We start from the raw sequence: 26,052 nt of genomic DNA on the forward strand, positions 1-26,052 counted from the left end.
GGAGGCACAAAAATCCATCAGGCTGATGGTCACTTGCGATCCCTGGAAAATATCCATACGGTTCATTTGTTAGGAAGAAGGGAGAAATGAGCAAGCTCATTTACGCCATTGAGACAGATAGTATCCAGGTTCTTGTCCTGGTTTAACAGAAAAGGTATTATAAGCCCAACGCCTATTGGCAATACTAATAGTCCAATAACAAGTTCAACGTTAAATTCTGGAACTGTACCCTGTGATTTTTTCAGAGACTACTTCAAAAAACTTAGTCTGGTTCTCTTGCCAGCTTATTATTAAAGACAAATTCACCATTATAACATTTCGACCGTATGCTGTTAATAGGATTTATTAAAACAAATGAACCAAAGGCGCTTATCAACCCTGTAATGTGCAGGAATGAAACCGAGGTCTACAATTGGTTAGCAAGTTTCTTCAATGATGAAAACTTTAGCCTGGATAAGCCAATTACACAAGAAATTGTAAACGAATTGCTTTTAGGTGGTGCCCCTGTATTGGTTCCTATAAATGGATATAATGTTGCTATTATGTTTGGTGATGACGGAGTTATCCAAGACAATACCGAGAGATTTGTACATACTGATCTTTTCAAGTATTCAGATTATATGGCAAATTAGCGGGTCAGTTGTTAAATACAAGATAAAAATGGAAAACGAAGAAGATTTTTTGATGGAAAAAGCTGATGCTGAATGGCAAAAGCAGGAAGAACAAGAAAAGCGCTATGATGAACACGAAAAATATTTAGAAAGTCTATCAGAAGATGACGTTGATGATTTGTTAGCGGAGGATGCCGAAAGGAAAAAGCAAAACCGTCTGAAATGGGATGCTTCTAAAAACAAAAGTCAAAGCTACGATCCGTATAAGGCTTATAAATTTAACAATGATTAAACTTAAAAATATAGATGGCAATAACCTATTATAGTATTTCGACCGCTAAACAATCATCACATGCATACAGAAAAAATATTTGACGAAAATGGACAGGGCTTTACTCGAGTTTTTTCAACTGATAAAGTAGAGAAAGTAAATCCAATTGAATTTTATAAATCCGCTGAACTCGAAAAAAGAGCTATTGTTTTGCATGACTTATTAAGTGCTAAAGACCCATTTTTAGCGTCAATGGTGAGCAAAGATTTTTATATAAAGAATGCTAAAGTTGGTTTGGAAGAGTTTTTTGAAGCATTTGAAAAGACAGAGGTGGATGGTAGTTTATTAGAGCTACTAAAGACAAGTCGCAAAAAGGACCAAATAAGCTTATTAAAAGGTATCAAATTTAATCCAGACGAACTCATGTCGCTCATTTTTAAATCGTATTCTGATTTCGGATTACTATACAGTAAGTATTTATTTGAAAATTTACCTGCAGGATTGGAAGGGAAGAAACTGCCAAAAATGTTTCGGATGAAAGAAGACGGTTCTATTGATAAGGTAGGAGAAACAGATCTTAGTGATGGCGAACTAAAAAATGTTATTGAGCATCGAAAGGTTATCGTTTCCCATTTCTTTGAAAATGATGATCTATGGCACTGCTTTTTTATAACATATAATAGTATTAGCGGAAAAGAAAATTGGAAGGATGGCCAAGCGCATTTTCATTATATATCCAGTGCGTTCGGCATATCTAAAGAAGAATTTATAGATAGCATGAAATCAGGAAAATATAAATCAACGCCAGTTCACATTGATTTATTAGATTATGGGAAACAAACGTCTTAATTAATCCCGTAATATCTGTTACAATAAAACGAAGGTATTGGTGTAAGCCATTATCATTATTCCACCGTTAATGGATATCCTTACACAAGGATATTACACCTATAAGAGCAGATTTATCTTAAGTCCATGAAGTATTTTACACACCCACAAGGAATATTTGAGATTAAAATTCCATTAAACTGGCATTACAAAAATGAAGTCGCAGGCTATGAAAACAAATCTCCGTTCAGCTTTGAGTTATTTCAAAATACCCAAGGATGTTTTCAAATAAGCTGTTACCATAAAAGTGAGCAAATAATAAATCCTCACCTACCCAAAGGATGTTTTAACGATGATAAATTAGAGTTCATTAAAACTGAACTTCCTGACGATGAATTTAAAATTTTGCTTTGGGCAACAGTAGTTGAAGATTATTTTTTTATGGCAAAATTTGTTTGTCAACCAACGAAGCAAAATTTGAATATTGTTAAAAAACAAATTGCAAAAGTAGAAGATAGTCTTTCAACATTAATGTGTTTAAGTTTGGACCGCAGAGAATTTGCTGTTAATTATGATAGGTTTGACAAATTCAATGCTTCTTTAGCTGCCTCATTTGATTTGAAAAATAAAGCAATAAAAAATCGTTCTTTCATAGAGCTAATAATCATTGTCGCAAATCAAATCGATGCATACTTGCGTCTGTGTATTGTTCATAAATATCAAATCATAGAAAATACTTTTTTGTTTAAACTTGAATACTTGTATCAAGCGGAAATAGATAAGCCTATTATGGAAAAGAAGATTTACCAAAAAGCCAGAGAAATGGAAATCTTATCTGAAGTACAATACAACCAACTTTATAAACTTTATGATTTGAGGAACAAAGTCGTTCATAGATATATAATTACAGATATTAAAACTATGGAACTTAAAAATATATGTTATGACTATGAGTTAGTTTGTGAAGAGATACGGTTAATCTTAGCTAAGATCGAAACAGAACAATTTGAGAAAAATGTTGGTTATCATGGGACAAAAGATCCGCATAGAAGAAAAGAACAAAGTCATGTTAATGAGCTTTTCTCGATGGTAAATGACAAGCATTTCTCTAAAGAATTTTACAGAAAGATATAATAAACTATATATAACACTAGATACGTGAAACGATGGTGAATATTCCATTATTCCACCGTTTTTTGATAGAAATTGAGATGAGTATTTGATAAACAGTTATAGAACTATTGTGTCTTTTCTAGCAGGCCAGCGATGAAGTAAAGTCTACAGTTGTTTCCTTTCAACCATCAAGAAAAAGGAAGAATACAAGTTATCCTATGAGAGATTTTTGGCTATATTGTAATCACCTACATTTATTGAAATGAAAAACGACAAAACATCACAAAACTACACGTTAAACAGACGTAATTTTGTTACTGGAATTATCCCGGTGATAGCTGGCGCAACAATACCATCCTGGGCTTCGGCGAAGGAGATTCAACAAACCAGAGAAGACAATGACTTTCCAGGACTTATTACGCTAGAGAAAAAGCCATTAAATATGGAGTTTCCATTTCCTACGTTAAAAAACAGGATTACTCCAAATAACCAGTTCTTCATCAGGAGTCATTTTAATATTCCCAATATTGATGCTACAAATTGGGAATTAGAGATTGGCGGCAACACCAATCATGTCATAAAGATCAATCTGAGCGAACTTAAAAAGCTTCCTGCAAAAAAGGTAATGGCTACTATAGAATGTGCCGGAAACGGACGTGCTAACCTCGCCCCAAAAGTGAAGGGTTTAGGATGGGAACAAGGTGGGATCAGCAATGCTGAATGGACAGGAGTACCTTTATCCGTATTGTTAAAGAAGGCTGGCATAAAGGTGGGTACGGTAGACATTATTTTGGAAGGGAATGATGAGGGGATGATTACAGAAGAGCCGAAATCACCAGGAAAAATCAAATTCGCCCGAAGCATTCCGTTAAATATAGCAATGCAGGATCACATCATCATCGCCTATGAAATGAATGGAAAACCATTGAGTGCTGAACATGGTTTCCCGGCAAGGGCAATTATTCCAGGATGGTATGGTATGGCATCTGTGAAATGGCTGATGAAAATTACTGCATCTGAAAAGCCGTTTGATGGCTATTGGCAGACGATTGAATATGCTTACTGGAAGCGTGTTGAAGGACTACCTACCTTGACGCCCGTAACCACTACATTGGTTAAGTCTGAAATATCAAGGCCGGTATTGTTTGAAGCGGTGCCGGCTGGAAAACCTTATCAAGTAAGGGGTGCAGGATGGTCAGGTGATAGTAACCTATCGAAAGTAGAAATAAGCACGGATAAAGGAAATTCATGGCAACCAGCAAAATTAATTGGTCCTGCTATCCCTTTCGCCTGGCAGCTATTTGAATTTGAATGGGTGGTTCCTGCTAAGACTGGAAGATATAGTTTAATGGCTAGAGCGACAGATCAAAATGGCAAAACGCAACCCATGGAGCATGATTTAGACAGAAGAACTTACATGGTTAATTTTATCTCGCCAATTGATGTAGATGTAATATAGCTCAATAAGAACAAATTTCAGGATCTTGCGGTTATCGCATAAGGCTTGTTTGGCATAAACAGTTTATCACAATTAATATTCTACATCAAACCATGATCAGATTCACGTCTATACTTCTACTATTTGCTAGTTTCTCTGCACGAGCACAACATGAACACATGCAAATGGCAACTAAAAAAAATGTCTTCCTTGGGCAAATGGCTCATATGATGATGAAGATGGATGAAATATCAGCTACCACATCTGCAGACAGAGATTTCATACAAATGATGATCCCACATCACCAGGGTGCTATTGATATGGCAGAAGAAGAGATTAAGACCGGAAAAAATAAAGAAATGATTCAGCTAGCTAAAAGTATCAAAGCTGAGCAACAAACCCAGATTCAGCAAATGCGACTCCTGCTCAGCCATCCTGAAGGATTTATCGCTACAGGCAACCAACATCAAAACGCCAACCAGAAGATGATGAAAGTGATGATGGAACAAATGCCTGAAGAAAAACAATTGTCTGATACTGATCTGTCCTTTGCAAGGATAATGCTTCCTCACCATCAGGCTGCCATCGACATGGCTAAAGTTGAGTTGCGGTATGGAAAAAATAAAAATGTAAAAAGACTGGCCGAGAATATTATCTCAGATGAACAGATAGAAATCCAACAAATGAAGACATTTACAAACTCCCATTAACATATGAAAAAGATATCCTTGTTTACGCTATTAATATTCAGTTTTGCCCTACAATCAAAAGCACAATCAATCTATGCCCAAGACAGGGTTTATACAGGCAATCAGATATCTAATACGGTTTCTGTCTTAGATCCCTCAACACAAACGCTATTAGGAAATATTGTTCTTGGTAAACCCCAACCTGATATCTTAAGTCCTCTATATAAGGGACAGGCCCTGGTTCATGGCCTGGGTTATTCCCCTAAAAGGCAATTACTAGCAGCGGTTTCCATTGGATCAAATTCAGTAACCTTTATTTCAACAGCAAAAAATAAAGTTTTAAAAACTGTTTATATCGGACGTTCACCGCATGAGGCAACCTTTAACCCTTCAGGATCACAGGCATGGATATCGGTAAGAGGAGAATCGTATATCAGCGTAATTGATGCAAATAAACTGATTGAAATCAAGCAAATTCCAGTAGCCGACGGCCCGGGAATGGTTGCTTTTACTCCAGATGGAAAATGGGCTTATATTTGTTCCAGCTTTACTGCAGAAGTGGATGTAGTGAATGCAACTTCTTATGCTATTGTAAAGCGTATTCCAGTAGTTAGTCCATTTTCTCCAAATATATTCTGTAGTCCTGATGGGAAATGGATTGCATTGACACATAAGGATGTAGGGAAGATCACTGTCATCAGCACGGAGACAAATACGATACATACAGTACTAAATACAGGTCCAATTACCAACCATGTCACTTTTACTTTAGTTAATGATTCACCTGTGATGCTGGCAACCATTGGCGGAGAAAACAGCTTAAAAGTATTTAGTGTTTCACAAGATTTCAAGCTTACTGATAGCGTTGCGACAGGATCATTGCCACATGGCGTCTGGACTTCGGCAGATGGTAAATTTGCATATGTCGGATTAGAAAATGATGACCAGGTACAAGTGGTTGATCTGGTAAAAATGGCCGTTGTAAAAACCATTGCTATTGGACAATGTCCGCAAGCATTGTTGTACGCCGCTAATGCCAGCCCTGCAAATGCCTCAAAAGAAAATTTAACCCCGCTTAATCTTGCAGACAAAAGTCAGGTGATTAAATTGATGAATAAGGATAATTCAATGTCATCAGGCATGCTAAACGTAAGAAGCGTAGGCTTGACTGATCTTGTCCAACAGGACTTTAAAAAACTCGAGCCAAATACTTCGTATACTTTAGCGTTAACCAACTCCTCAAATGATACGTTTAACGCAGATTATGTCATCAATTCTTTTAAGACCGATGAAAAAGGAGCTTTTAGCGGTCAATCCTCGGGGATAATTAAGAGTGTAGGAACAGGTGGCGCCGATTATAAACATGTGGTTCTTATTGATGATCTTTCAAAAAAGCTGGTGATGATCAGTAACTAATGTATTTTAAACCAAAGATATAACTGCCCATAATGCAGCACTTGAAATTACTATCCATAAAATTACGCCTTGTAACAGTGGCATTATCCCCACTGCTTTCAAGATAGTAAATGAGAGTCCGCTTCCTATCAGGAACAAGGTTAAAGTTAAGCCTGCTTTTGCTAATGCTACAAAGTAGGGCGCAAAAGGCTTAATAAAAGGTAAGTAGGTGTTGGCGATCATTGCCAGGATAAATAGCCCTATAAAATAGGGTATACTAACTTTGCTATTGTTGCTTTTGAACAGGAAAGATGTACCAAACGCTACGGGAACAATCCATAGTGCTCTGGCTAACTTAACAGTTGTGGCTATCTGTAGTGCTTGTTCACCATATTTACTGGCTGCCCCAACAACAGAACTGGTATCGTGAATAGCAATGGCACACCACATACCAAATTGTGACTGTGACAAGTTAAGCGCATGTCCGATAGCGGGGAAAAGAAATAAGGCCACCGAGTTGAGTATAAAAACAGTACCCATTGCAACGGAGATCTGTTTTTCTTCTGCGTTCATTACAGGCGACAATGCAGCAATAGCACTTCCACCACAGATCGCCGTTCCAGCTGATATCAAAAAAGATGTTTTACGTTCTATTTTAAATACTTTTCCCAGGATAAAACCAATGATAAGCACTCCGAAAATAGAAACTACGGTAAACAGTACGCCTTCTTTTCCTGCTTTCATTGCACTGAATACATTCATTCCAAATCCTAGCCCGACAACAGAAATTTTTAGCAGCAGGTTTGTGGCCTTGTGATTTAAATGCAGATAGGGATGTTCCATTAGTTGCGCCAATACTAATCCTAGCAATAAGGCTAAAGGAGGCGACATAAATGGAAAGAGGCACAGCAAAACTGCCAGGATGAAGATAATTTTACGGGTGTTTAAATTTAAGTTTAGCAGGTTACCCGCCTTTATTTTAGAAGAATTTGAATTGTCTTTGATTTGTGTCATAATTTTGATTGTCTTTATTTTCTAATTCAAAGATCCATAACTAATAAACCCCGATCAAATCATTAAAACTTATCTTCCATAACTTCATGTTATAGAAGATAAGTTTTTAGACATTATTTATTCCCAACCCCATTTTTTGAAAATGAGATGTCCTTTATCGGATTGCATAAACTTGATAAAATCCTCAGTTTCCGACTTATGCGTACCAGTGCTACCCCTCACTACAGGTGTACCTCTATAGACTGTTTGTGTAACAGGAATCCTAACCATTGAGGTGAGGTCTGGTAAACGGTTATGCCAGGAGCCAAATGTTATCCAGGCATCATATTGAGGATCATTTTTCCATGCAGCAATACCCAATGCCGAATTTGCAAATGTACCTGCTATACGCTGCTGTATGTTTGCAATCAGATCTTGTCGACCTGCCAAATCTTCCCAAAGCCCCATTTGCCCAGCCCCATTCACATCAAGAATTTTCACACCTGGTTTACAGAGATCGCCCAGATTTTTGATGTTTTTAGGATTGCCGGGCCGTACCAGGATCGCTGCCGCACGTTTATATAACTCTGTCCGAGAGTTCGCCACTATCATGTTTGGGTGGTCAGACATGAATTTTGAAAGCATGTATTCTGCTCCTCCAAAGAACAGATCTGCATGTTTCATTGCATCCGGCATCCATTCATTATCTGGCCCGGCAGTGACTTTAATTACGATATCATGCTGCTTTCCAAAAACCTTCGCACATTCATTGATCGGTCCGAGCGGCCCACCGGGACCATAGACATATAAAGTATCGTTTGGGATTTGTGCATTCCCAATGGTCACTACAGCAACGACTGACAATATGGTTAAAAATATATTTTTCATTGTGTTTATGTTTAAGGTAAATCAAAACCAAACTTTTTGTAGATGGCAGCAGCCTGCGGACTGATCAAAAAATCCATAAAATCTTTTGCAGCGGCCGGATGTGGCGCATCTTTTAACTGTCCCGCTATATATTGCGCATGGATATTCTCTTTTTCAGGAATTTCAATGAGCTCAACAGGATGGCCAATCATTTTCTGATAGTAGGCCTCAGTATACCATACTGGAGCGGCGTCACTTTCGTTGTATAGGATCCTCATTGGTGATTGGCGATGATGGATTATGGTAAGATAAGTAGTCTTATCTTTAACTTTATCTTCCATGATGGTAGATTTTAATGTTTCCCCTCCAGCTTTCACATAGGCTTCTTCAATACGTTTACCGATCCCTTCATTCTCTGGATTGGGCATACTGATCCTCAGCTCTTTATTTGCTAAATCTTTGAGTGACTTCAATGCCTTCGGATTTCCCTTTTGGACCATGATTGCCAACCTGTTTCTAGCATATAAAGTCGTTTTGCTAAACCATTCAGGGGTCATGTCTATCCGGTTCTTACCAGCTGTATAAACATCCGGCTTTAAGGTAATTCTCATGTTGCCCACCACAATGCTACCGGTTTTTATTTGTTGGGCTAAAATGCCTGGGGGAAGCGTTTCGGCAAATACCCGCTGATAATGTGGATATGACTTTTTAAAGGTTGCAATTAATTCGTCAATGCACATAAACTGGTTACCGGCAAAGAAAACCACCAGTTGGGGATCATTAATGTCTCCAAAAAGATCAGGCACATTGTCTACTCCAGGTACTGTGAACTGAACTTTACTTTCAGGTGGAGTATTCCAGGGCGGATCAAAGCGATGATCCTGGGCCTTAACATTTCCACAAAGCAATAAAAATGCAACTGTGGCTAAAAAGGTGTGATTTATATATTTCATGATTTTCTAATTATTTGGTTTAAGGATGTACAACTGCCCATCCCTGATATTGACGGATGATGATTTCACCATTGCCGCTGGGTACATAACTGATAAAATCAAATAAGGTATTTTTTTCGATTTTCCTTTCTCTGACGGTATTTTCACATTGTGCAAGAATTACTCCTCTGGATTGCAGTTCTAACAATGTTTTTTCAAAAGATCCGTTCTTCTGGTAAACAGCTACGCCATCTCCAAAGGCAATAAGTTCTGCATTGATTTTCCCTTTTAACCTGGGATCGTCGAGTGCATTTTTTAGGTTTCGAAGTGTTCCTGCAATCTTTTTCTCATCACCGTTATTGATTACATACAGTGCCTTATAATTTTTCAGGGTGGCTTTTGCCCCTGTAAAATTAGCAGGTGTAGCTTGGGCAAAAGTGGCCGAGGTTGCTGCGATCAGCAAAAATAATGTACAGATTAAGGTTATTTTTTTCATGATTTTAGATTTTGATGATTTATTTAGTTGTTAGTTTTACTTGTTTTTCGGAGGTTACAATTGGTGCAAATGGACCATACTTATGTTGATTTTCAGAAAATTTGTCGGCATATGGTCCGTATGGCGCATCAAAAGGTTTTTTTAACAAATCAGGGTAATCTTTTCCCTGATCTTTATGTGGTCTTGGCTGTGAGTTCACAAAAGCAGCGAGATCCCAGGCCTCCTCATCACTTAACTGCGCATCTCCATATCTGGCACCATATGGCATATTGTTCTTTACGAACCCCGCAAAGTTACTGAGTCTATACATCCCTGCGCCATCATTGTAGCTGTGTTTGCCCCATAATGGCGGATAAACATAAGTTAGTTTGTCTTCATCGAGTATTCCCTCACCATTTGCACCATGACAACTTTGACATTTACTGGTATATAAAATCGCTCCATGTTTGACATTCGCTGCCCTATCCAGGAATTTTAATTTTTCGGTTCCCGTTCCAAACACTTTCTCCCCTTTTTTTACACCTGTTCCAAGCCATTTCATATAAGCCAGCATTGCCTGTATCTCTTTACTAGATTCGTCTGGTACTTTGCCTGCAAGACTTCGATTGAAGCACTCTGCAATACGTGCCGATGCAGGTTCAACCTTTCCTGATCTGCCACTCATTTTAGGAAAACTGGAAATAAAACCAGCATAATTATTTCCGAACAGTTTGGTTCCACCCTCGAGGTGACAATTCTGACAATTCATACCATTTGTAATACGGGCTATGGATCCATTTGGCCCAAAATATTTGCTCGTATGTGCTATTAATTCTTTGCCATACCTGATCATCTGGCCGTACTTGGTGTCCGCCGGAATCGTATTTTCATCAGGCGCTTTCCAGGCATCAGCAGGTACAACCTGGCTTTTGACGTTAACAGCAGCTATACCGGTTTCCACATCCTGTTTGGTTTTTGCTGTCACTACATCTGGCTGCCCATTAAAAAATAAAGTGCAGATGAAAATGGTTCCACAAGCAACAAATAGAAACGCAATGATAGCCGTTGTCCTGGCTGTATATATAAGTGCTTGTCTGATTTCTTTTTCTGTTGATTCCTTATTCATAACCAATATTTTTCTGTTACAAATGTGCATTTATTCTACTCATCAGAAAAAGCATAAAAAGTTATTGATGATAACGTAAGGTTATGATGTCAGTACCCGTTGAAACAAATTGTTTGTATCTTAGGTTATCTACTAAAACCGTGTATGATAGATTTCCGTTTGCAAGTATTTTATGCTGTCGCTAAAAGGCTGAATTTTACAAAGGCCTCGGCAGAGTTATTTATCAGTCAGCCTGCTGTAACCAAACACATTAAAGAATTAGAGCAGGAGTTCAAAATGTCATTATTTGAACGCAGTGGAAACAAAAAAATCAGCCTCACCCCAGCCGGCGAATTATTGTTGCATTACGCAGAACAGATTTTTGGAACTTACCGGGAACTGGAATATGATATGAATCTACTTACTAAACAGCATAAAGGAATATTGAGGATTGGTGCCAGCAGTACTGTGGCACAATATATCATTCCACCTGTATTGGCACAGTTTCACAATAAGTTTAAGGATATACAAATTCAACTGGTTACCGGAAACACAGAAGATGTAGAGCAGCGTTTGATTGCTAAGGAAATAGATTTTGGAATCATTGAAGGCATCTCCCGGAACCCACAGATTAAATACGAACAATATCTAAAAGACGAGCTGGTGCTGGTGTGTTCTGGTCACAATTATGCCATGAAAAAGGAAATGATCAAACCGAATGAGTTGAAGGATTATGATTTATTACTTCGTGAACCTGGTTCTGGTACACTAGATGTTATTGCATATGCTTTAAAAGCACACCAGATAAAGGTGGGGGACTTAAATATAGAAATGCAGTTAGGTAGTACCGAAAGCATTAAATCCTATTTGATTCACAGCAAATGCCTGGCTTTTTTATCTATCCACTCCATATTGAAAGAGCTCAAGAATAATGAATGCCGCATCATAGATATCAAGGATATGGTTATCGAAAGGCCGTTTCATTTCATTCAGCTTCATGGTCAGCAGGACGCTCTGGCGGAACTATTTATGCGCTTCGCTAAAAGCTACAACTATAATGTATAGTGTTACCGAAATTTCGAGGCAATATCAGCCAGCTAAAGTGCTGCTGCTCTTTGTTTCTGAAGCTCCTGGAGGTGACGATAAACATTTTTACCTGGGAAATACTAATCTGTTTCGAACAATTTATCTTGCATTTAGTGAGGTATTTGGCGATTTTAAATCTGTAGAAGATTTTTTGCAGTTCTTTAAAGGCACGGGATGCTTTTTGGAACATCTAACTTGTACACCTATTGATAAATCGTCAGTTAAAATCAGAAAAAACCAGAGGCAGGGGGGAATAGAGCAATTAGCTCATAAAATCAGAACATATCAACCCCGATTAATCATGATCCTAATGAAAAGCATTGAACAAGAGGTTAAAGAATCTATTGACCTATCAGGCTTATCGTTTATCGAAGAAATTGCAGTTACCTGCTATCCTGCCGGCACTGAATCAAACAGGCTTACTTGCATCCGGGATACCAGGGTTATCATCTCCAAACTGGCATCGATATTGACATAACATGCAAATATATTGCTGTAATATACCGATACAGAACAAGATGAAAATTCAAGATCAGGAAAACACCAAACAGCATGCAGGAGACCATTTGGCTAATGAAAGAACATTTTTGGCCTGGATCAGAACCAGTATTGGTATCATGGGATTTGGCTTCGTGGTGATGAAATTCTCGCTATTTATCAAGCAGATCAGTGCCGCACTGGGGAGTAAAGTGCCCCTGCACCAAACCGGAGATTCCCGCATTATCGGGATTTTTCTAGTTGCCCTGGGAGCAATTACTATCATTTGTTCTTACTTAAGATATAATTCAACGAAAGAACAATTGAATCAGGGGGTGTATTACCATTCAACACTTTTTGTTAAAGTTTTAACCGCTTTAGTTTTCATAGCTAGTATACTTTTACTGCTCTACCTTATTAAAACAACATAGGCAGTTAAATCATCTGTACTTGATGCTTTAGAAAAGAGAGGAAGGAAAGCGGTCGATATAGCGTTGTTTTTTGATATAAATTGCTGATTGCATTGGTCAAGGATCTTATAAAAATTTCACCTCTTTATGATAATCCACAGGAACAGGATAAGTCAATATTTTATGTTCCCGTAAATATTTTGGGTACCGCAATACGCTGTGAAGAATATATACCTGAATGGCCACTGAAAAAATAGGCTGTAAAACAGGCTACCGCAAAAAACATGGTGTATTCACTACCAAAAAGTTCTATACCCATAATCGTACAGGCAAGGGGTGTATTCGTTGCACCAGCAAAAACAGCAATAAATCCAAGGGCAGCAAACAAACTAACTGGAGCATTTAATAAGGTCGAAAGTGCATTGCCTAATGTTGCGCCAATATAAAACAAAGGCGTTACCTCACCACCTTTAAATCCAGTTCCTAATGTTAAAGTTGTGTAAATGGTCTTCCATAACCAGCTCCAAGTATCTGCTCCACCAGGCTGAAAAGCAGAGGGAATTGTAACGGCTCCTTGGTATTCGCTATCCACGCCCAAACTTAAGTAATCCGGTTTCCCGATGGCGTAAGTCAAGCCTATAATAATCAGACCACCGATAACAGGAATAAGCCACTGGATCTTACATACTTTAGAAAAAAAGGCCTTGATCTCATGCACCATTACAGCAAACAGGTAGCTGGCCAGACCAAACAATGTGGATGCTAGAATAACCTTACTAAGCAGGAGTAGGTTTACCGGCAGGTATTCAGATAGAAAGTAGGCACTTTTCTCTATGAGATCGATGTGATAAGCGGTATGATGGATGCCCCAGGCAGAGACAGTAAGATCACCAAGCACGCTGGCAATTAATGCGGGAAGTAAAGCCTTGTACTCTATTCTTCCAATGGCCAGAACTTCCATTGCAAATATGGCACCGGTGAGCGGTGTTCCGAACACCGCCCCAAACCCGGCTGCAATTCCCGCGGTAAGGAGCATCTTGGTGTCTACCTCATTTAGCTTAAACCAGCGGCTAAACATTCCTGCGATGCTTCCTCCGATTTGTACCGCGGTTCCCTCTCTTCCAGCCGATCCGCCAAACAAATGGGTAATCACTGTAGTTATTAAGATTACTGGCGCCATCTGCCTGGGCACTCCACCACCCGGCCTATGGATTTCATCCATGATCAGGTTATTTCCTTTTTCTGAGGACCTACCAACTGACTGATAAATCAGGTGGATCACAATACCTGCTAAAGGTAGCAGAAAAATGAGACAGGTATGCTGAAAGCGAAAGTGAATGGCCCAGCCTAGCAGCCAAAGGAACAAGGCAACCATACTTCCTATTGCAATGGCAACAGGAAGTATAAGCAGCGTCCATCGAACCGCATATTTAAAAACCGAAAGGTGTTCAAATAAAAATTTATTATGTTTCATTGTAGGTTAGCGGCTGATTTATAATTTTTTATAAAAAGTATTGATTCCTGCAAATGATGCCCTATCACCAAGTTCTTCTTCTATCCGAAGCAACTGGTTAAATTTAGATACCCTTTCAGAGCGGCAGCCACTTCCTGTTTTGATGTGCCCCGCACCGGTAGCGACAACCAGATCCGCAATTGTCGTGTCTTCAGTTTCACCACTGCGGTGAGAAATAAAGCAATTGTAACCGTTTTTTTGGGCTAGTTCTACGGCCTTTAGCGTTTCGGAAACTGTACCGATCTGGTTCAATTTAATCAGTACGCTGTTTGCAATGCCCTGGTCGATTCCCTGCTGGATAATACTCGGGTTGGTGCAGAATATATCATCTCCAACCAATTCCACTTTGTCTCCCAAAAGGCTGGTCAGCTTTTTCCATCCCTCCCAATCGTTTTCGCCCAACCCGTCTTCCAACAGGATAATTGGGTACTCTTTTAACCATCCTTCCCAAAAGCCAATCATTTCATCTGTTGTGATCCGTTCTTTAGAACTTTTATAAAATTCATATTTTCCATTATTCCACATTTCGCTGGTCGCTGGGTCAAGACAAAGGGAAATATCCTTGCCTGGAGCAAAACCGGCAATATGTATCGCTTCCATGATGATTTGGACGGCTTCCTCATTAGAACTCAGATTTGGCGCAAACCCACCTTCGTCACCAACTCCGGTATAATAGCCTTTCGCTTTTAGCAGACTTCTCAGGGAATGAAAAACAGCTTCGCCCATACGGATACTTTCCTTAAACGAGGGGGCGTTATGAGGGGCAATCATAAATTCCTGAAAATCGATGTTGTTATCAGAATGCCTTCCCCCATTAATGACATTCATGCACGGTACGGGCATTACGTAACCTTCCCTTTCCACTAGCTGCCTATACAAGGGAATCCCTTTTGCAACGGCCGAAGCCCGGGCGAAGGCGATTGAGGCCGCAAGCATCGCATTTGCGCCGAGCCTTGATTTATTCTCGGTTCCATCCAGACCAATTATATGATCATCGAAGGCCTGCTGACCCTCAAAGGATAAGCCGGTGACTGATTTGCCGACTTCGACGTTAATCCCTTTTACTGCTTTTTCCACGCCTTTACCATTATAGCGCTCTGGATCACCATCTCTAAGCTCTACGGCTTCTTTTTCACCCGTACTTGCCCCGGATGGAGAAATACCCCTTGCTGTTGTTCCGTTAAGAGTGACTTCTACTTCTACTGTCGGATTGCCCCTGGAATCCAAAATTTCACGGGCATGAATTTTAGTTAATTTCATAGTTTTTTGTTTTATATTGATTTTTAGTATTTCGGTTGCTTACAAATAATTGAGTTTCTCAAAAGATCAAAACCAGTGTTCCCCCAATGATCAGCAGGGCACCAAAGAATACTTTCAGGGTAAGAGCTTCTTTCAGGAACACCATTGCAAGTATAATAGTTAGGGCAACACTCAACTTATCAACAGGGGCGACCTGGGACACTTTCCCGATCTGCAAAGCCTTGTAGTAGAATATCCAGGACAAGCCGGTGGCAAGGCCAGATAAAAAAAGAAATAGCAGGTTATGCTTTGACAGTTCCGTAATTCCTTTAAGTTCGCCTCTGGCCATTACGATCCCCCAGGCTACAATCAGTATTACCACCGTTCGTATGGCAGTAGCCAAATCAGAATTGACATTGGTTACGCCGACTTTTGCAAAGATGGCCGTAAGGGAAGCAAAGAAAGCTGATAATAGCGCGTAGATCCACCACATAGTTTTATGTTAATTTTCCGTTATTGAATAATTCCAAAGTAAATGAGTACAAGAACCGTTGCTCCGGCAATGATCCGGTAAATGCCGAACCAGCGGAAAGAATGCTTTTGAAGATAGGTGATGAAAGAGCGGATGGCCATCCATACATCCCACCCGCACCTGCTTTACTTAAATGAATGATCGTAGTTAGATTCGGTTCATGGGAAGGGCGTAGACGCTTAACGGTGTTTTTAATCAGTCCTGAAGCAATCTGATCTGCACTAGCAACTAGTAGCGCAATGGTAATAAGAACCTGCCAAATTTTTTTGCAGAAATTCTGGAAGAGGCAATAAATAATGAAGGCATAAAAAGGAAGCCAAAAACGCTTATCACTGGCCCAGTACATAATCGTATCCCAGAATGCATTATGGTGCTGATTTATCCACAAGAACCATTCAGTTTCAACCGGCAGGACCATTGCTAACACTGATCTCACTTTGGCAGACAGACAAAGTAAGACAAGCGCAATTAAGATAGCTGCCAGCAATAAGAGTTGAGAATTTATTTTTAATTTTTTCACCTACAATACTTTGACCGGCAGATTTTATTACCTGCTGGAATTTCTATTGTAGGCGCCATCAGCTTTTGAAAAAAGCGGTTGAATCGGAAGGACACCATTTCCGTATTGCAAATATAATACTAATAAAATGATGTGCAAAATCTTAAAGTAGGTGTTGAGAATTTAATTTATCACTATTCCTCCTTATTTGAATACGAGAACCAGTTTCTTATTCTTCTACCGTTTAAACAAGCATCATATCACGGGATTAAAGCTTTTCTTAAACAAAATGAAACCGCCTGGAAATAACCATGTTATCTATATAGGAATTTTTTTTATAACCCTAAAAAATTAAAGTTATGGGATACCATGAATGGAAAAACTGTATTGATGCATGCTTAAAGTGTGCTTCAATTTGCAATCATTGTGCAAGTTCATGCACTCAGGAAGAAGACGTGAAAATGATGGCGCGGTGTATTGAGCTTGATATGCAATGTGCAGCCATCTGCTACTCTGCCGCTCAATTGATGAGTATGGGTAGCTCTTTTGCTCAAGACATTTGCCGTATTTGCGCAGATATTTGCCAGCAATGCGGAGATGAGTGTAGTAATCATCATACCCAGCATTGTCAGGAATGTGCAGATGCTTGTAAGGCTTGTGCGGAAGAATGCAGAAGAATGACAGGAGTAGCTGCTTAAGATGCCAATCACCGTGAGCATTAATTGATTAAGGGCAGCATTCTAGTTGCCCTTTCATTTTTATAAATAGGCAAATTTATTCCATTCATTTTATTTTCATTATTCCCTCATTTTTTCATAATCGATTGTGAGCAAATGCCGATGCCTTTAAGCAAAGTAAACCGTTCCAGATAAGCATTAAATATCTCTTTTTCTTTTTGCTGATTATCATAAACCCATTCCATTATTCAAATCATAATTTTAGTTTTTGATGATGAGTTTTTGATAATTTGGATTACAAAAAAACGAACGTTTAATTGTAATCTGCCGCAACCGATCAACAGTCGGTTTTTTTTGGCCTTTTGATATTACAAAAAACTATTACACAAAATGATTACACGTAACAAAATTATTGATACCTTTAAATGTAAAGATTATGAATACCAAAAATGACTACGCAGCTTTAACCGCAGAAGCTGCAAGGATTAAATCTGAAATTTCCTTACTTGACTACTTTTTTAAACTGGAAAGTATCGGGGCACTTCGGTATGATGGAAAAAAAGGTAAGGAGTACTTTTTCGGGTTCGACCATCAAAAGACAGGTTCTATAAGTATTAAAGATCAGGCCAACGTATGGTATGACCATGCCCTGGGCGAAGGTGGCGACATAATTAAAGCCGTACAGAAATTTGAGAATAAAACTTTTGTAGAGGCCATACAGCGCCTGTCTAACAATATTGATATTGTTGCAGACGGTTACCATGCATTTTTTAAAAAGAATGGTGAAACAGAATATAACATTGAAATAAAAAAAGTACTGGATAAGGTTCAGCATCCGGCTTTGTTAAGCTACTTACAAAAGAGGGGCTTAGAAATTAAAGATATTGCAGGAGTAGCAAAGGAAGTACACTGGTCAAATGGAGGCAGTAATTTCTTTGCTATTGGTTTTCCAAATGCAAGTAATGGCTATGCCGTTCGATCAACAGCATATAAAGGTAACTTGAATGGTGGAGGTATATCTACTTTTACTATCGGCAATAATCCGCAGAGCATAAAATTATTTGAAGGCTCGATGGATTTTGCCAGTTACAGACATTTGTTTCCTGATGAAATCTATAATGTAATACTGCTCAATGGCACTGGAAATCTTACTAAGGTGCTTTGCGAAAAGATAAATACAAAGTCAATAGAAAAGGGCATCCCAGTACATTTATATTTTGACAATGGCCGTGATGGAGTGGGCGGGAAGCATGCCACAAAAAAGGCAATCGAACTCATAAAATCTGCCATTGACAAGAGCGCATTTTATGCAGAAAAAGGACTGAATGATATAAATGATTATTTAGTTAGTCAGCAGACCGCAGAGCATAAAATCAAAAGATGATGGAAATGGACGTTTATTTAGCCTTATATGGCTAGGGCAATAATACCCAGTCCATGAGCCAACTATACTGATATGGTTTTATTAATGATTATTGGTGTTGCACTCAATACGATTTTGGCGGTAGTGTTACAAAATTGGCTGGACGATGATAGGGAAAAAATCAGCGAAACAGTAAAATAGTTTAATACGATAATATGGTTTTTGGATATAAACGGGTTTCTAAGAAAGACCAAAACTTGCACCTTCAAGATGACGCACTGAATAACTTTAAGTGCGATAAGGTTTATTTTGAGAAAGAGAGCGGAGTTAAATTCAGGAAGGAATGGGATACTTTGTATTCACAATTAAGGAGCGGTGACACTGTAGTGGTTTGGAAAATTGATAGATTAGGCCGAACAGCATGGGAACTAATTAAGCTTATGACCGATTTTAAGGATAAGGATATACGCTTCATATCAATTAGTGAGGGTATTGATACTGATACGCCAATGGGCAAAATTTGGTTTAGCCTAAATGCCATCCTTGCAGAAAATGAAAGAAGTGTTCAAATCGAAAGGACTGTAGCAGGATTAAAAGCAGCTAAAGACCGGGGCAGGGTAGGCGGAAGGCCAAAAGGCTTAACACCTGATGCCGAGTTAAAAATGAAAGCAGTTAAAAATCTGTATGCTTCCAATGTGAGTATAGCGCAGATCAGGAAAACCCTTAACATTAAAAGTAACAGCACTATTTACAAATACATTAATTACTAAAGGCTATCATACCAAGGTCGGAGCATCCGCAGATCAGGACAGCGCGCCCAGTTAAATGATAGCAAAATTGATGCTTTTAGTTTGAAGTTAACAACAAATTCATCATAGTTGTACTATTTATCATAATAAAAGCCGGGTTTTATCCCGGCTTTATTATTATTTACAGGTCTTAGTACACTCTCCTGATGCTTTACAAGATTTACTGCAGGTGTCCATGCAATTCGGCTTACCGCAGGTCTTTGAACATTTTGTGCAGTTGTTCATCTTGCTGTTACAGCAAGGGGTATTGGCATAAGAAATAGAGAATATAGAGAATAGCATCACCGTTGTGATGAAAAGAAACTTTTTCATGATTTTTAATTTTAATTGTTTAATAATAATTAAGGTACATGGATGATGTACAGTAGACAATTTTATTAAACTTTCGGAGGATGCCAGCCGGTTTCGGGATAGTCAGAAGTCATACCAATAGTGGTCTGAAAAGTCTTCCTTTTTGCAGTCAATGCAAACTGCTTTGAAAGTGATAACTGGCTGACTGTAAAAAATCCGCAACGGCTACAGGTAAGCATTCGGTTACAAAGGCCATTATCGCAGTTTTTTTTCTGCTTTTGATTTTGCCCATGCTTACAGGTGGGTTTTTCACAGCAACTTTCTTTTTTTGAAGCGTGGATACGGGACGCCATTCCTGAAAAAGAAAGGAACATTAAACAAGCCACGAGAAGAAAGGCCATTAACTTCATAACACAAATAACGTAATTTTTATCTATAAGTGTATAAATGCAGCCGTTTGTGCGGAATATTACAACTTTTTCACAAAAAACTGTAAAAATCCCGGATTAGTGCAAGCCTATCTTTGTATGATAAATAAAGAAAATGAATACGTCAGAAAATATAGAAACTCTTTCCCTGCCAGTTCTTGGTATGACCTGCGCTGCCTGTGCAGTCAGCATAGAAAGTATGATCGGCTCACAGCTTGGGGTAGATAAAGCCGAGGTGAACTACGCCACCCAGTCAGTTAAGGTTCTGTATCATCCTAATCAGATCCAGCCCACTTCTTTTCAGAAGGCAGTTCAGTCAATTGGTTATGACCTGATACTGGATACTGAAAGTGGCAAAGAAAAACAAGAAGAAGTCCAGCGAGGTAATTATAAGGCATTAAAAAAACGCATGATCGCGGCGGCGATTTTAACACTGCCTGTAGTCGTCATAGGTATGTTCTTTATGAATATATCTTACGCTAATTATTACATGCTGGCTTTAACTACTCCCGTATTGTTCGTGTTCGGAAAAAATTTTTTCATCAACGCTTTTAAGCAAGCTCGTCATGGCCGGGCCAACATGGACACTTTGGTTGCCCTAAGTACAGGAATTGCATATCTTTTTAGTGTATTCAACACTTTTTACCCGGAGTTCTGGCATAGCCGGGGATTGCATCCGCATGTTTATTTTGAAGCGGCAGCTGTAGTGATCGTTTTCATCATGCTCGGAAAATTGCTGGAAGAAAGGGCCAAATCCAATACTTCTTCTGCTATTAAAAAACTTATAGGCTTACAACCTAAAACAGTGCTGGTTGTTACCGAAAATGGAGAAAAGGAAATCCCGCTTTCAGAAGTTCATATTGGTGATCAGATATTGGTGCGTTCCGGTGAAAAGATCCCGGTTGACGGGGAAGTTTACCAGGGAAATTCTTATGTGGATGAAAGTATGATCTCCGGCGAGCCGGTCGCAGTAGCGAAAAACAATGGCGATAAAGTTTTCGCAGGAACGATCAATCAAAAAGGCAGCTTTCGCTTTGTAGCTGAAAAAGTGGGTGGCGAAACTATGCTTGCACAGATCATTAAAATGGTTCAGGATGCACAGGGATCTAAAGCCCCCGTACAGAAATTAGTAGATAAAATAGCCGGAATATTTATACCTGTAGTAATAGGTATTGCCTTAGTTACTTTGCTGATATGGGTAATGGCTGGCGGGCAGAATGCTTTCACCCAGGGTATGCTTGCAATGGTAACCGTGCTTGTGATCGCCTGCCCATGTGCGTTGGGACTGGCAACACCTACCGCCATTATGGTAGGCATCGGGAAAGGTGCAGAAAGCGGCATCCTGATTAAAGATGCAGAAGCACTGGAATTGGGTCATAAGGTGACCGTTGTTGTTTTGGACAAAACCGGTACACTTACCAAAGGTAAACCAGAAGTAACAGAATTAGTCTGGCAGAATGGGTTAGTACAAGATAAGAAAGCCCTTACAAAGATACTCCTTGCTTTGGAACAGCAATCAGAGCATCCGCTTGCGGATGCCATCGTTCGCCATTTAAAACACGAAAACGTTGGTGCGGTACAGGTAAACAAGTTTGAGAGCCTGACTGGAAAAGGTGTACAGGCAGAATTTGAAGGACAAATCTATTGGGCGGGAAGTCATAAGCTATTGAAAGATCAGCAGATCCAAATAAATGAAATCTTACAGCGTGAAGTTGATGCCTTGCAGCAACAAGCTAAAACGGTTATTTATTTCGCAGACAAAAACCAGGTACTGGCTATTGTTGCGATTGCTGATCAGATTAAAGAAGGATCTGCAAAAGCTGTAACTGAATTGATTAATCAGGGGATAGCTGTGTATATGCTTACCGGTGATAATCAGCAAACGGCTGCCGCCGTTGCCTTACAGGCCGGAATAACTGATTTTAAAGCCGAAGTATTGCCTTCGGATAAGGCCGAGTTTGTTAAACAACTACAGTCGCAGGGCAGAGTAGTCGCTATGATCGGGGATGGTATCAATGATAGCCAGGCGCTGGCACAGGCAGATGTATCTATTGCAATGGGTAAAGGTTCTGATATTGCCATTGATGTGGCTAAAATCACTTTGGTGTCTTCCGACCTGATGCAGGTACCGAAAGCCTTGCGTTTATCCAAACTAACAGTTCGTACCATACGGCAAAACCTGTTTTGGGCATTTATTTATAACCTGATAGGTATCCCTATTGCTGCTGGTATTTTATACCCGGTAAACGGCTTTTTGTTAAACCCGATGATTGCCGGTGCAGCAATGGCACTAAGCTCGGTATCGGTAGTAAGTAATAGCCTTCGTCTTAAATTTTCTCAACTAATATTAAAATAACAATCATGGAAACATTAAAATTTAAAACCAATATCAAATGTGGCGGATGTATAGCTGCCGTAACCCCTCATTTAAACAAACTTTCGGATATCGAAAGGTGGGACGTGGACACCCAAAGCCCTGATAAAATATTAACCATTGATGGTAAGCCGGGAATAGATGACCAGGAAGTGATCGATACCCTTGAAAATGCAGGTTATAAAGCAGAAAAGCTTTAGTCATTAAGCCCATTATGTTTTATCAACATCAAGCAAACTGGTCGGCTTGATGTTGTTGCATTTAAAAATAAAAATTTAGAACAAAACATATAAATTAGTTGTTCTTAAGGTATTTACCTGCTAATGAGGAAAACCTGTGCCATAAGTTTTGCAGCATTCTACCTGTTATTAACAACAGGGATGTTTGTCTGTATTGTTCATTGTGCAGGCGAATATTTGCTTAAACCGCAGGTAAACAATAGTCATCCCAGCGAAGAAGCCAAATCCCACAATGAGGCCAAGCCACATTCCCATCAAAAGGAACCGTGTTCCAAAGACAAGGATTGCAAATGCTGTGACCAGCATGGCCAGTATGCCATCAGTGAAAATATTCAGACTGCGGGCAGCCCTTTTTTCTCTGCCCTTTCCATTTTAACTTTCCCAACGAATTTTAATGAACTTTTTATTTCCCAAAAAGAGGTAAAACCGATGGATTGGCCAAAGGGCAATGCACCGCCTGTCGTCTTAACGGAAGGGCTGACCATGACTTTGCGATCCTGATGACCGTGCACCATCAAAGTGCGATTGAAATGGCTAAAATGGAACTGGATTACGGAACCCATGCGGAGATGAAAACAATGGCTTCCAAGATCATTGAAGACCAGGAAAAAGAGATCAAGGAATTACAGGAGTGGTTATTAGCAAATAACAATAAATAAATAGTTCACCTTTTAAAACAGTAAAATTATGTCACATGAAAAATTTCAGGACTGTATCCAGGCTTGTGTAGCCTGCGCAGTAGCGTGTAGCCATTGCGCTACCGAATGCTTAAAAGAAGAAGATCTAAAAATGCTTTCCCGCTGTATCCAGTTAGATATAGAGTGCGCGGCAATCTGCCGTTCTGCGGCAGAGGTGATGAGCCTGGGCAGCGGGTACAGCGAAGAGCTTTGCCGCATTTGCGCTGACATTTGTAGTGCCTGCGCTGAAGAATGTGAAAAACATGCCGAAATGGGCATGGATCACTGTAAAGAATGTGCTGAAGCTTGCCGCAGATGCGCAGAAGCTTGCAGGAAAATGGCAACAGCTGCTTAGTTTACCTTTGATAATCTGCCCAGAAAGGGCAGATTATTAATTATATTGGAATCATGAAAGCATTGAAAAAGGCATGTATCTGGCTGTTTAAGGTTTTATTTGTCAAGAAATGTTGCAGGTAATTTCCTAAAACACACTCACACACATATATTCGTTGTTAAATCAATAAAATGAGCAGCGATTTAACTAACATCATCCATCAATATAAAGCCGACAGTGAATCAGTTTATAACACCTGGTTTATCAACAATGAAGAACGCCTAAAAGCTTTCAGGTCAATACGGCGTGGCGTAATCCAAGTGGTTGATGATATTCGCCACAAAAGATTTGGAAATGATTTCAAGGGAAGTTCCCTTGAGTTTGTCTTATCCTGTATCAGTGAGCAAAAGCAGGTTTTTGAAGGGGCGTCTCATCCTTTCTACTGGAAACCCAAATTAAGAATACCTGATATTTATGAAAATGAAGGCAATAAAGTCCTCTTTGGGCAGTTTTTGGAAAATTGTTTAAACGCTAAGAACGAAGAACAGCTGATCGGAGAGATTATAAAGCTGGATAGGGCTAAGATTAAAGGTTTGGGTCCGGCGGTAGCGAGCATCATTTACTTCCTCCACCCAACTCTTATGCCGCCATCCAACACCGCTATTGTAAATGGCTTTAACACATTGTTCAAGGATAAAAAAAAACTGGGCAGCTGGACAGAATACCTGAAGATAAGGGAAGTGCTTATCGATATTAATAAAAAGTACTGCCGGGAGCTTTCACTAGATCTAGGAGCTATCTCCGGTCTGCTCTTCGAGGTTGGTACACAAAAGTTAATACTTGGTTCAGACGATTATCTCTCTGAGCAAGACCGCAATAAGTTGGAAAAGCTTATTGAAAAGCGTCATACTGAAGCTCGCAAGGAAAAAGAAGATGAGCACTTACATTCTGAAATGCAGTACCATTTACTGCGTATCGGTGCTTCATTAGGCTATGATGTTATTCCAGCTTCAAATGACAGGTCAAGATCTTGGAACAATAATAGCTTTTCGTTCATCTCTTTAAAGAAGTTTCCTGAATTTCCGGGTGAAGAAGAAGCCCTAAATTCTGTTAAATTGATTGATGTGCTATGGTTTGAAAAAGGCACTAGTAAGGTCGTTGCTGCTTTTGAGGTCGAAAAAAGCACTAGCATTTATTCCGGAATTTTGCGCTTGAGTGATTTAAGTTATACCATCGGAAAAGGAAATGAGACTCTTTATTTAATTATACCAGATAAACGGGTTAAAGATGTCATTGTTCAGTTGGTTAGGCCAGCAATTAAAAAATCAAATGTTCCCATTAAATATATTTGCTTTTCAGAACTACGTGAGCATTGCGATGCGTTGTGTAAGTTTGGTGACAGTCATTTAATTATGGAAAAGATTTCCCGGGTTGCAGGATAAAGCAAAAGGTGTAAACTGGCCGTGCAATTGATTGTGTTTCTTATATATTGTTATTCAAAGGCTCAAAAAGTTAAAATTTGTTAAATATTTTTGGTATCTATAATTATATATTTGATGTCATCACTGTTAAAAAGTGATGCGTATCACTTTTTAACATGTTGGAAATCAATATTTCTTGATTTTTAAAAGCATACATTTGGTAAAACAAAGTTATAGAAATCATGGAAAAAAAACATCTTTTATTTATGTTAATGTTGGCGGTGCTCTCAGTGTTTGCCGTTCACGTGTCTGGTCAGACCAAAACAGACACCGCTAATTCTGAAAAAATATTCATCAACAAAAAGGGCGAAATCCATGACCACGGCTGGAACAAACTGGGTTTTATCACCAAGGATAATATCATAAAGAATAACCAGGGAAAGACCATCTATTTCATTGACAGGAACGGAAACGTAATTGATGCAAAGGGGAAAAACCTGGGGAAGGCGCAAAAGAACGGTAACTATTACAACGCCAACGGAGAGAATATAATTACCGTGCGGGATATTGATGCCCAAAAATGTGAAATACTGGATCCAAAGGGTCATTCCCTAGGCACGACCCATAAGAACTATAAGCTTCATGCCTGTGCCGCCCACTGCTATTTCTTGGCGCAGAAGAAAGTGAAATAGTGATACAATTAATTAAAATTTAAATGAAGAGCTATGATGTACAATGGTTATGATTTCTGGGGAATGCACCTTATCTGGTGGTTCATTTGGTTTGTTTTTATAATTTGGATTTTCGCCACACCTTATGACATCCCCGGACAAAAATCAAAAAAAGACTCCCCGTTAGATATTCTCAAAAAGCGTTACGCTGCCGGTACAATTGATACCGAAGAATACAATGAGCGGAAAAAGCACATACAAAACGATTAGTAGAATAATCGTCTCAATTATCACT

30 protein-coding genes and 1 riboswitch are annotated in these 26,052 nt (G+C 39.2%); of the genes, 21 read left to right on the forward strand and 9 right to left on the reverse strand.

All coding sequences use genetic code 11. The features are described from left to right. Nucleotides 1-326 precede the first annotated feature (326 nt). The 7 genes from AC07XU_RS11225 to AC07XU_RS11255 all read left to right on the forward strand — a co-directional run bounded on the left by AC07XU_RS11225 (nucleotide 327) and on the right by AC07XU_RS11255 (nucleotide 6,366). Nucleotides 327-632 (forward strand): hypothetical protein, encoded by a 306-nt coding sequence (locus AC07XU_RS11225; RefSeq protein WP_494943742.1) that lies wholly within the window; start codon nucleotides 327-329, stop codon nucleotides 630-632. 28 nt (nucleotides 633-660) lie between these two features. Beyond that, entirely contained in the window at nucleotides 661-903 is a 243-nt protein-coding gene (locus AC07XU_RS11230; protein WP_494943743.1) for a hypothetical protein, read from the forward strand. A 60-nt stretch (nucleotides 904-963) separates the two neighbouring features. Continuing rightward, nucleotides 964-1,731, forward strand: a complete 768-nt coding sequence (locus tag AC07XU_RS11235) for a hypothetical protein (protein WP_494943744.1) — start codon at nucleotides 964-966, stop codon at nucleotides 1,729-1,731. A gap of 126 nt (nucleotides 1,732-1,857) precedes the next feature. Continuing rightward, nucleotides 1,858-2,844 (forward strand): hypothetical protein, encoded by a 987-nt coding sequence (locus AC07XU_RS11240; protein WP_494943745.1) that lies wholly within the window; start codon nucleotides 1,858-1,860, stop codon nucleotides 2,842-2,844. 421 nt (nucleotides 2,845-3,265) lie between these two features. Beyond that, nucleotides 3,266-4,282 carry a sulfite oxidase gene (locus tag AC07XU_RS11245; RefSeq protein ID WP_316783311.1) on the forward strand — a complete coding sequence of 339 codons (1,017 nt, stop codon included), beginning with the start codon at nucleotides 3,266-3,268 and terminating at the stop codon, nucleotides 4,280-4,282. Nucleotides 4,283-4,440: 158 nt separating this feature from the next. Continuing rightward, nucleotides 4,441-4,971, forward strand: a complete 531-nt coding sequence (locus tag AC07XU_RS11250) for a DUF305 domain-containing protein (RefSeq protein ID WP_056095405.1) — start codon at nucleotides 4,441-4,443, stop codon at nucleotides 4,969-4,971. A 3-nt stretch (nucleotides 4,972-4,974) separates the two neighbouring features. Beyond that, nucleotides 4,975-6,366 (forward strand): beta-propeller fold lactonase family protein, encoded by a 1,392-nt coding sequence (locus tag AC07XU_RS11255; protein ID WP_056095402.1) that lies wholly within the window; start codon nucleotides 4,975-4,977, stop codon nucleotides 6,364-6,366. A 6-nt stretch (nucleotides 6,367-6,372) separates the two neighbouring features. Here AC07XU_RS11255 and AC07XU_RS11260 read toward each other — a convergent pair whose 3' ends face one another. The 5 genes from AC07XU_RS11260 to AC07XU_RS11280 all read right to left on the reverse strand — a co-directional run bounded on the left by AC07XU_RS11260 (nucleotide 6,373) and on the right by AC07XU_RS11280 (nucleotide 10,738). Further along, nucleotides 6,373-7,359: a YeiH family protein gene (locus AC07XU_RS11260; protein ID WP_008245480.1), complete on the reverse strand. Its 987-nt coding sequence runs from the start codon at nucleotides 7,357-7,359 to the stop codon at nucleotides 6,373-6,375. Between the two features lie 117 nt (nucleotides 7,360-7,476). Further along, a complete protein-coding gene (locus tag AC07XU_RS11265; RefSeq protein WP_008245473.1) occupies nucleotides 7,477-8,226 on the reverse strand; it encodes a substrate-binding domain-containing protein in 750 nt (249 codons plus the stop codon). 11 nt (nucleotides 8,227-8,237) lie between these two features. Then, on the reverse strand, nucleotides 8,238-9,158 hold the full coding sequence (locus AC07XU_RS11270; RefSeq protein ID WP_494943746.1) for a molybdate ABC transporter substrate-binding protein: 921 nt from the start codon (nucleotides 9,156-9,158) through the stop codon (nucleotides 8,238-8,240). Nucleotides 9,159-9,177: 19 nt separating this feature from the next. After that, nucleotides 9,178-9,633 (reverse strand): DsrE family protein, encoded by a 456-nt coding sequence (locus AC07XU_RS11275; protein ID WP_008245470.1) that lies wholly within the window; start codon nucleotides 9,631-9,633, stop codon nucleotides 9,178-9,180. Between the two features lie 19 nt (nucleotides 9,634-9,652). Further along, nucleotides 9,653-10,738, reverse strand: a complete 1,086-nt coding sequence (locus AC07XU_RS11280; protein WP_082491480.1) for a c-type cytochrome — start codon at nucleotides 10,736-10,738, stop codon at nucleotides 9,653-9,655. Between the two features lie 144 nt (nucleotides 10,739-10,882). Here AC07XU_RS11280 and AC07XU_RS11285 point away from each other — a divergent pair, with 144 nt between their 5' ends. Genes AC07XU_RS11285 through AC07XU_RS11295 form a run of 3 tightly spaced genes read left to right on the forward strand, consistent with a single transcriptional unit; the run spans nucleotide 10,883 to nucleotide 12,711 of the window. Then, complete coding sequence (locus AC07XU_RS11285) at nucleotides 10,883-11,782, forward strand: LysR family transcriptional regulator (RefSeq protein ID WP_056095397.1); 900 nt, start codon at nucleotides 10,883-10,885, stop codon at nucleotides 11,780-11,782. Further along, nucleotides 11,775-12,281 carry a hypothetical protein gene (locus AC07XU_RS11290; protein WP_056095394.1) on the forward strand — a complete coding sequence of 169 codons (507 nt, stop codon included), beginning with the start codon at nucleotides 11,775-11,777 and terminating at the stop codon, nucleotides 12,279-12,281. The genes AC07XU_RS11285 and AC07XU_RS11290 overlap by 8 nt, the downstream gene beginning before the upstream one ends. Before the next feature lie 40 nt (nucleotides 12,282-12,321). Further along, on the forward strand, nucleotides 12,322-12,711 hold the full coding sequence (locus AC07XU_RS11295) for a YidH family protein (RefSeq protein ID WP_008245456.1): 390 nt from the start codon (nucleotides 12,322-12,324) through the stop codon (nucleotides 12,709-12,711). 160 nt (nucleotides 12,712-12,871) lie between these two features. Here AC07XU_RS11295 and AC07XU_RS11300 read toward each other — a convergent pair whose 3' ends face one another. From AC07XU_RS11300 to AC07XU_RS11315, 4 genes are read right to left on the reverse strand one after another with little or no spacing between them, the layout of a single operon-like run. Beyond that, entirely contained in the window at nucleotides 12,872-14,164 is a 1,293-nt protein-coding gene (locus AC07XU_RS11300) for a voltage-gated chloride channel family protein (RefSeq protein ID WP_008245455.1), read from the reverse strand. Nucleotides 14,165-14,182: 18 nt separating this feature from the next. Beyond that, nucleotides 14,183-15,463 (reverse strand): phosphopyruvate hydratase, encoded by a 1,281-nt coding sequence (gene eno, locus AC07XU_RS11305; RefSeq protein ID WP_008245454.1) that lies wholly within the window; start codon nucleotides 15,461-15,463, stop codon nucleotides 14,183-14,185. Nucleotides 15,464-15,521: 58 nt separating this feature from the next. Further along, entirely contained in the window at nucleotides 15,522-15,935 is a 414-nt protein-coding gene (locus AC07XU_RS11310) for an EamA family transporter (protein WP_008245453.1), read from the reverse strand. A gap of 4 nt (nucleotides 15,936-15,939) precedes the next feature. After that, nucleotides 15,940-16,494 (reverse strand): phosphatase PAP2 family protein, encoded by a 555-nt coding sequence (locus tag AC07XU_RS11315; protein WP_124910972.1) that lies wholly within the window; start codon nucleotides 16,492-16,494, stop codon nucleotides 15,940-15,942. Between the two features lie 42 nt (nucleotides 16,495-16,536). After that, a riboswitch (Fluoride riboswitch) is annotated at nucleotides 16,537-16,605 on the reverse strand. A 227-nt stretch (nucleotides 16,606-16,832) separates the two neighbouring features. Between AC07XU_RS11315 and AC07XU_RS11320 the strand changes: the two genes are divergently transcribed. From AC07XU_RS11320 to AC07XU_RS11370, 11 genes are all read left to right on the forward strand, one after another. Beyond that, nucleotides 16,833-17,171, forward strand: a complete 339-nt coding sequence (locus tag AC07XU_RS11320) for a four-helix bundle copper-binding protein (protein ID WP_008245450.1) — start codon at nucleotides 16,833-16,835, stop codon at nucleotides 17,169-17,171. Between the two features lie 415 nt (nucleotides 17,172-17,586). Then, nucleotides 17,587-18,534 carry a DUF8464 domain-containing protein gene (locus AC07XU_RS11325; protein WP_494943747.1) on the forward strand — a complete coding sequence of 316 codons (948 nt, stop codon included), beginning with the start codon at nucleotides 17,587-17,589 and terminating at the stop codon, nucleotides 18,532-18,534. A 194-nt stretch (nucleotides 18,535-18,728) separates the two neighbouring features. Further along, nucleotides 18,729-19,283, forward strand: coding sequence for a recombinase family protein (locus tag AC07XU_RS11330; RefSeq protein WP_494943748.1), 555 nt, complete (start codon nucleotides 18,729-18,731; stop codon nucleotides 19,281-19,283). Nucleotides 19,284-20,156: 873 nt separating this feature from the next. Beyond that, entirely contained in the window at nucleotides 20,157-22,397 is a 2,241-nt protein-coding gene (locus tag AC07XU_RS11335) for a heavy metal translocating P-type ATPase (protein WP_494943749.1), read from the forward strand. Between the two features lie 5 nt (nucleotides 22,398-22,402). Continuing rightward, nucleotides 22,403-22,615 (forward strand): heavy-metal-associated domain-containing protein, encoded by a 213-nt coding sequence (locus AC07XU_RS11340; RefSeq protein WP_481863382.1) that lies wholly within the window; start codon nucleotides 22,403-22,405, stop codon nucleotides 22,613-22,615. A 123-nt stretch (nucleotides 22,616-22,738) separates the two neighbouring features. Then, nucleotides 22,739-23,155: an HYC_CC_PP family protein gene (locus tag AC07XU_RS11345; RefSeq protein WP_481863381.1), complete on the forward strand. Its 417-nt coding sequence runs from the start codon at nucleotides 22,739-22,741 to the stop codon at nucleotides 23,153-23,155. Nucleotides 23,156-23,184: 29 nt separating this feature from the next. After that, nucleotides 23,185-23,313, forward strand: a complete 129-nt coding sequence (locus tag AC07XU_RS11350) for a DUF305 domain-containing protein (RefSeq protein WP_494943750.1) — start codon at nucleotides 23,185-23,187, stop codon at nucleotides 23,311-23,313. A gap of 28 nt (nucleotides 23,314-23,341) precedes the next feature. Then, complete coding sequence (locus tag AC07XU_RS11355; protein WP_481863379.1) at nucleotides 23,342-23,686, forward strand: four-helix bundle copper-binding protein; 345 nt, start codon at nucleotides 23,342-23,344, stop codon at nucleotides 23,684-23,686. A gap of 170 nt (nucleotides 23,687-23,856) precedes the next feature. Then, complete coding sequence (locus tag AC07XU_RS11360; protein WP_494943751.1) at nucleotides 23,857-25,107, forward strand: type II restriction enzyme NmeDI-related protein; 1,251 nt, start codon at nucleotides 23,857-23,859, stop codon at nucleotides 25,105-25,107. Nucleotides 25,108-25,328: 221 nt separating this feature from the next. Continuing rightward, the gene (locus tag AC07XU_RS11365) at nucleotides 25,329-25,778 is read left to right on the forward strand and encodes a hypothetical protein (RefSeq protein ID WP_481863374.1); all 450 of its coding nucleotides are present in this window, start codon (nucleotides 25,329-25,331) and stop codon (nucleotides 25,776-25,778) included. A 33-nt stretch (nucleotides 25,779-25,811) separates the two neighbouring features. After that, nucleotides 25,812-26,027: an SHOCT domain-containing protein gene (locus AC07XU_RS11370; protein WP_481863373.1), complete on the forward strand. Its 216-nt coding sequence runs from the start codon at nucleotides 25,812-25,814 to the stop codon at nucleotides 26,025-26,027. The last annotated feature ends 25 nt before the right edge of the window (nucleotides 26,028-26,052 follow it).

This window comes from Pedobacter sp. GW456-11-11-14-TSB4 (genome assembly GCF_059424425.1).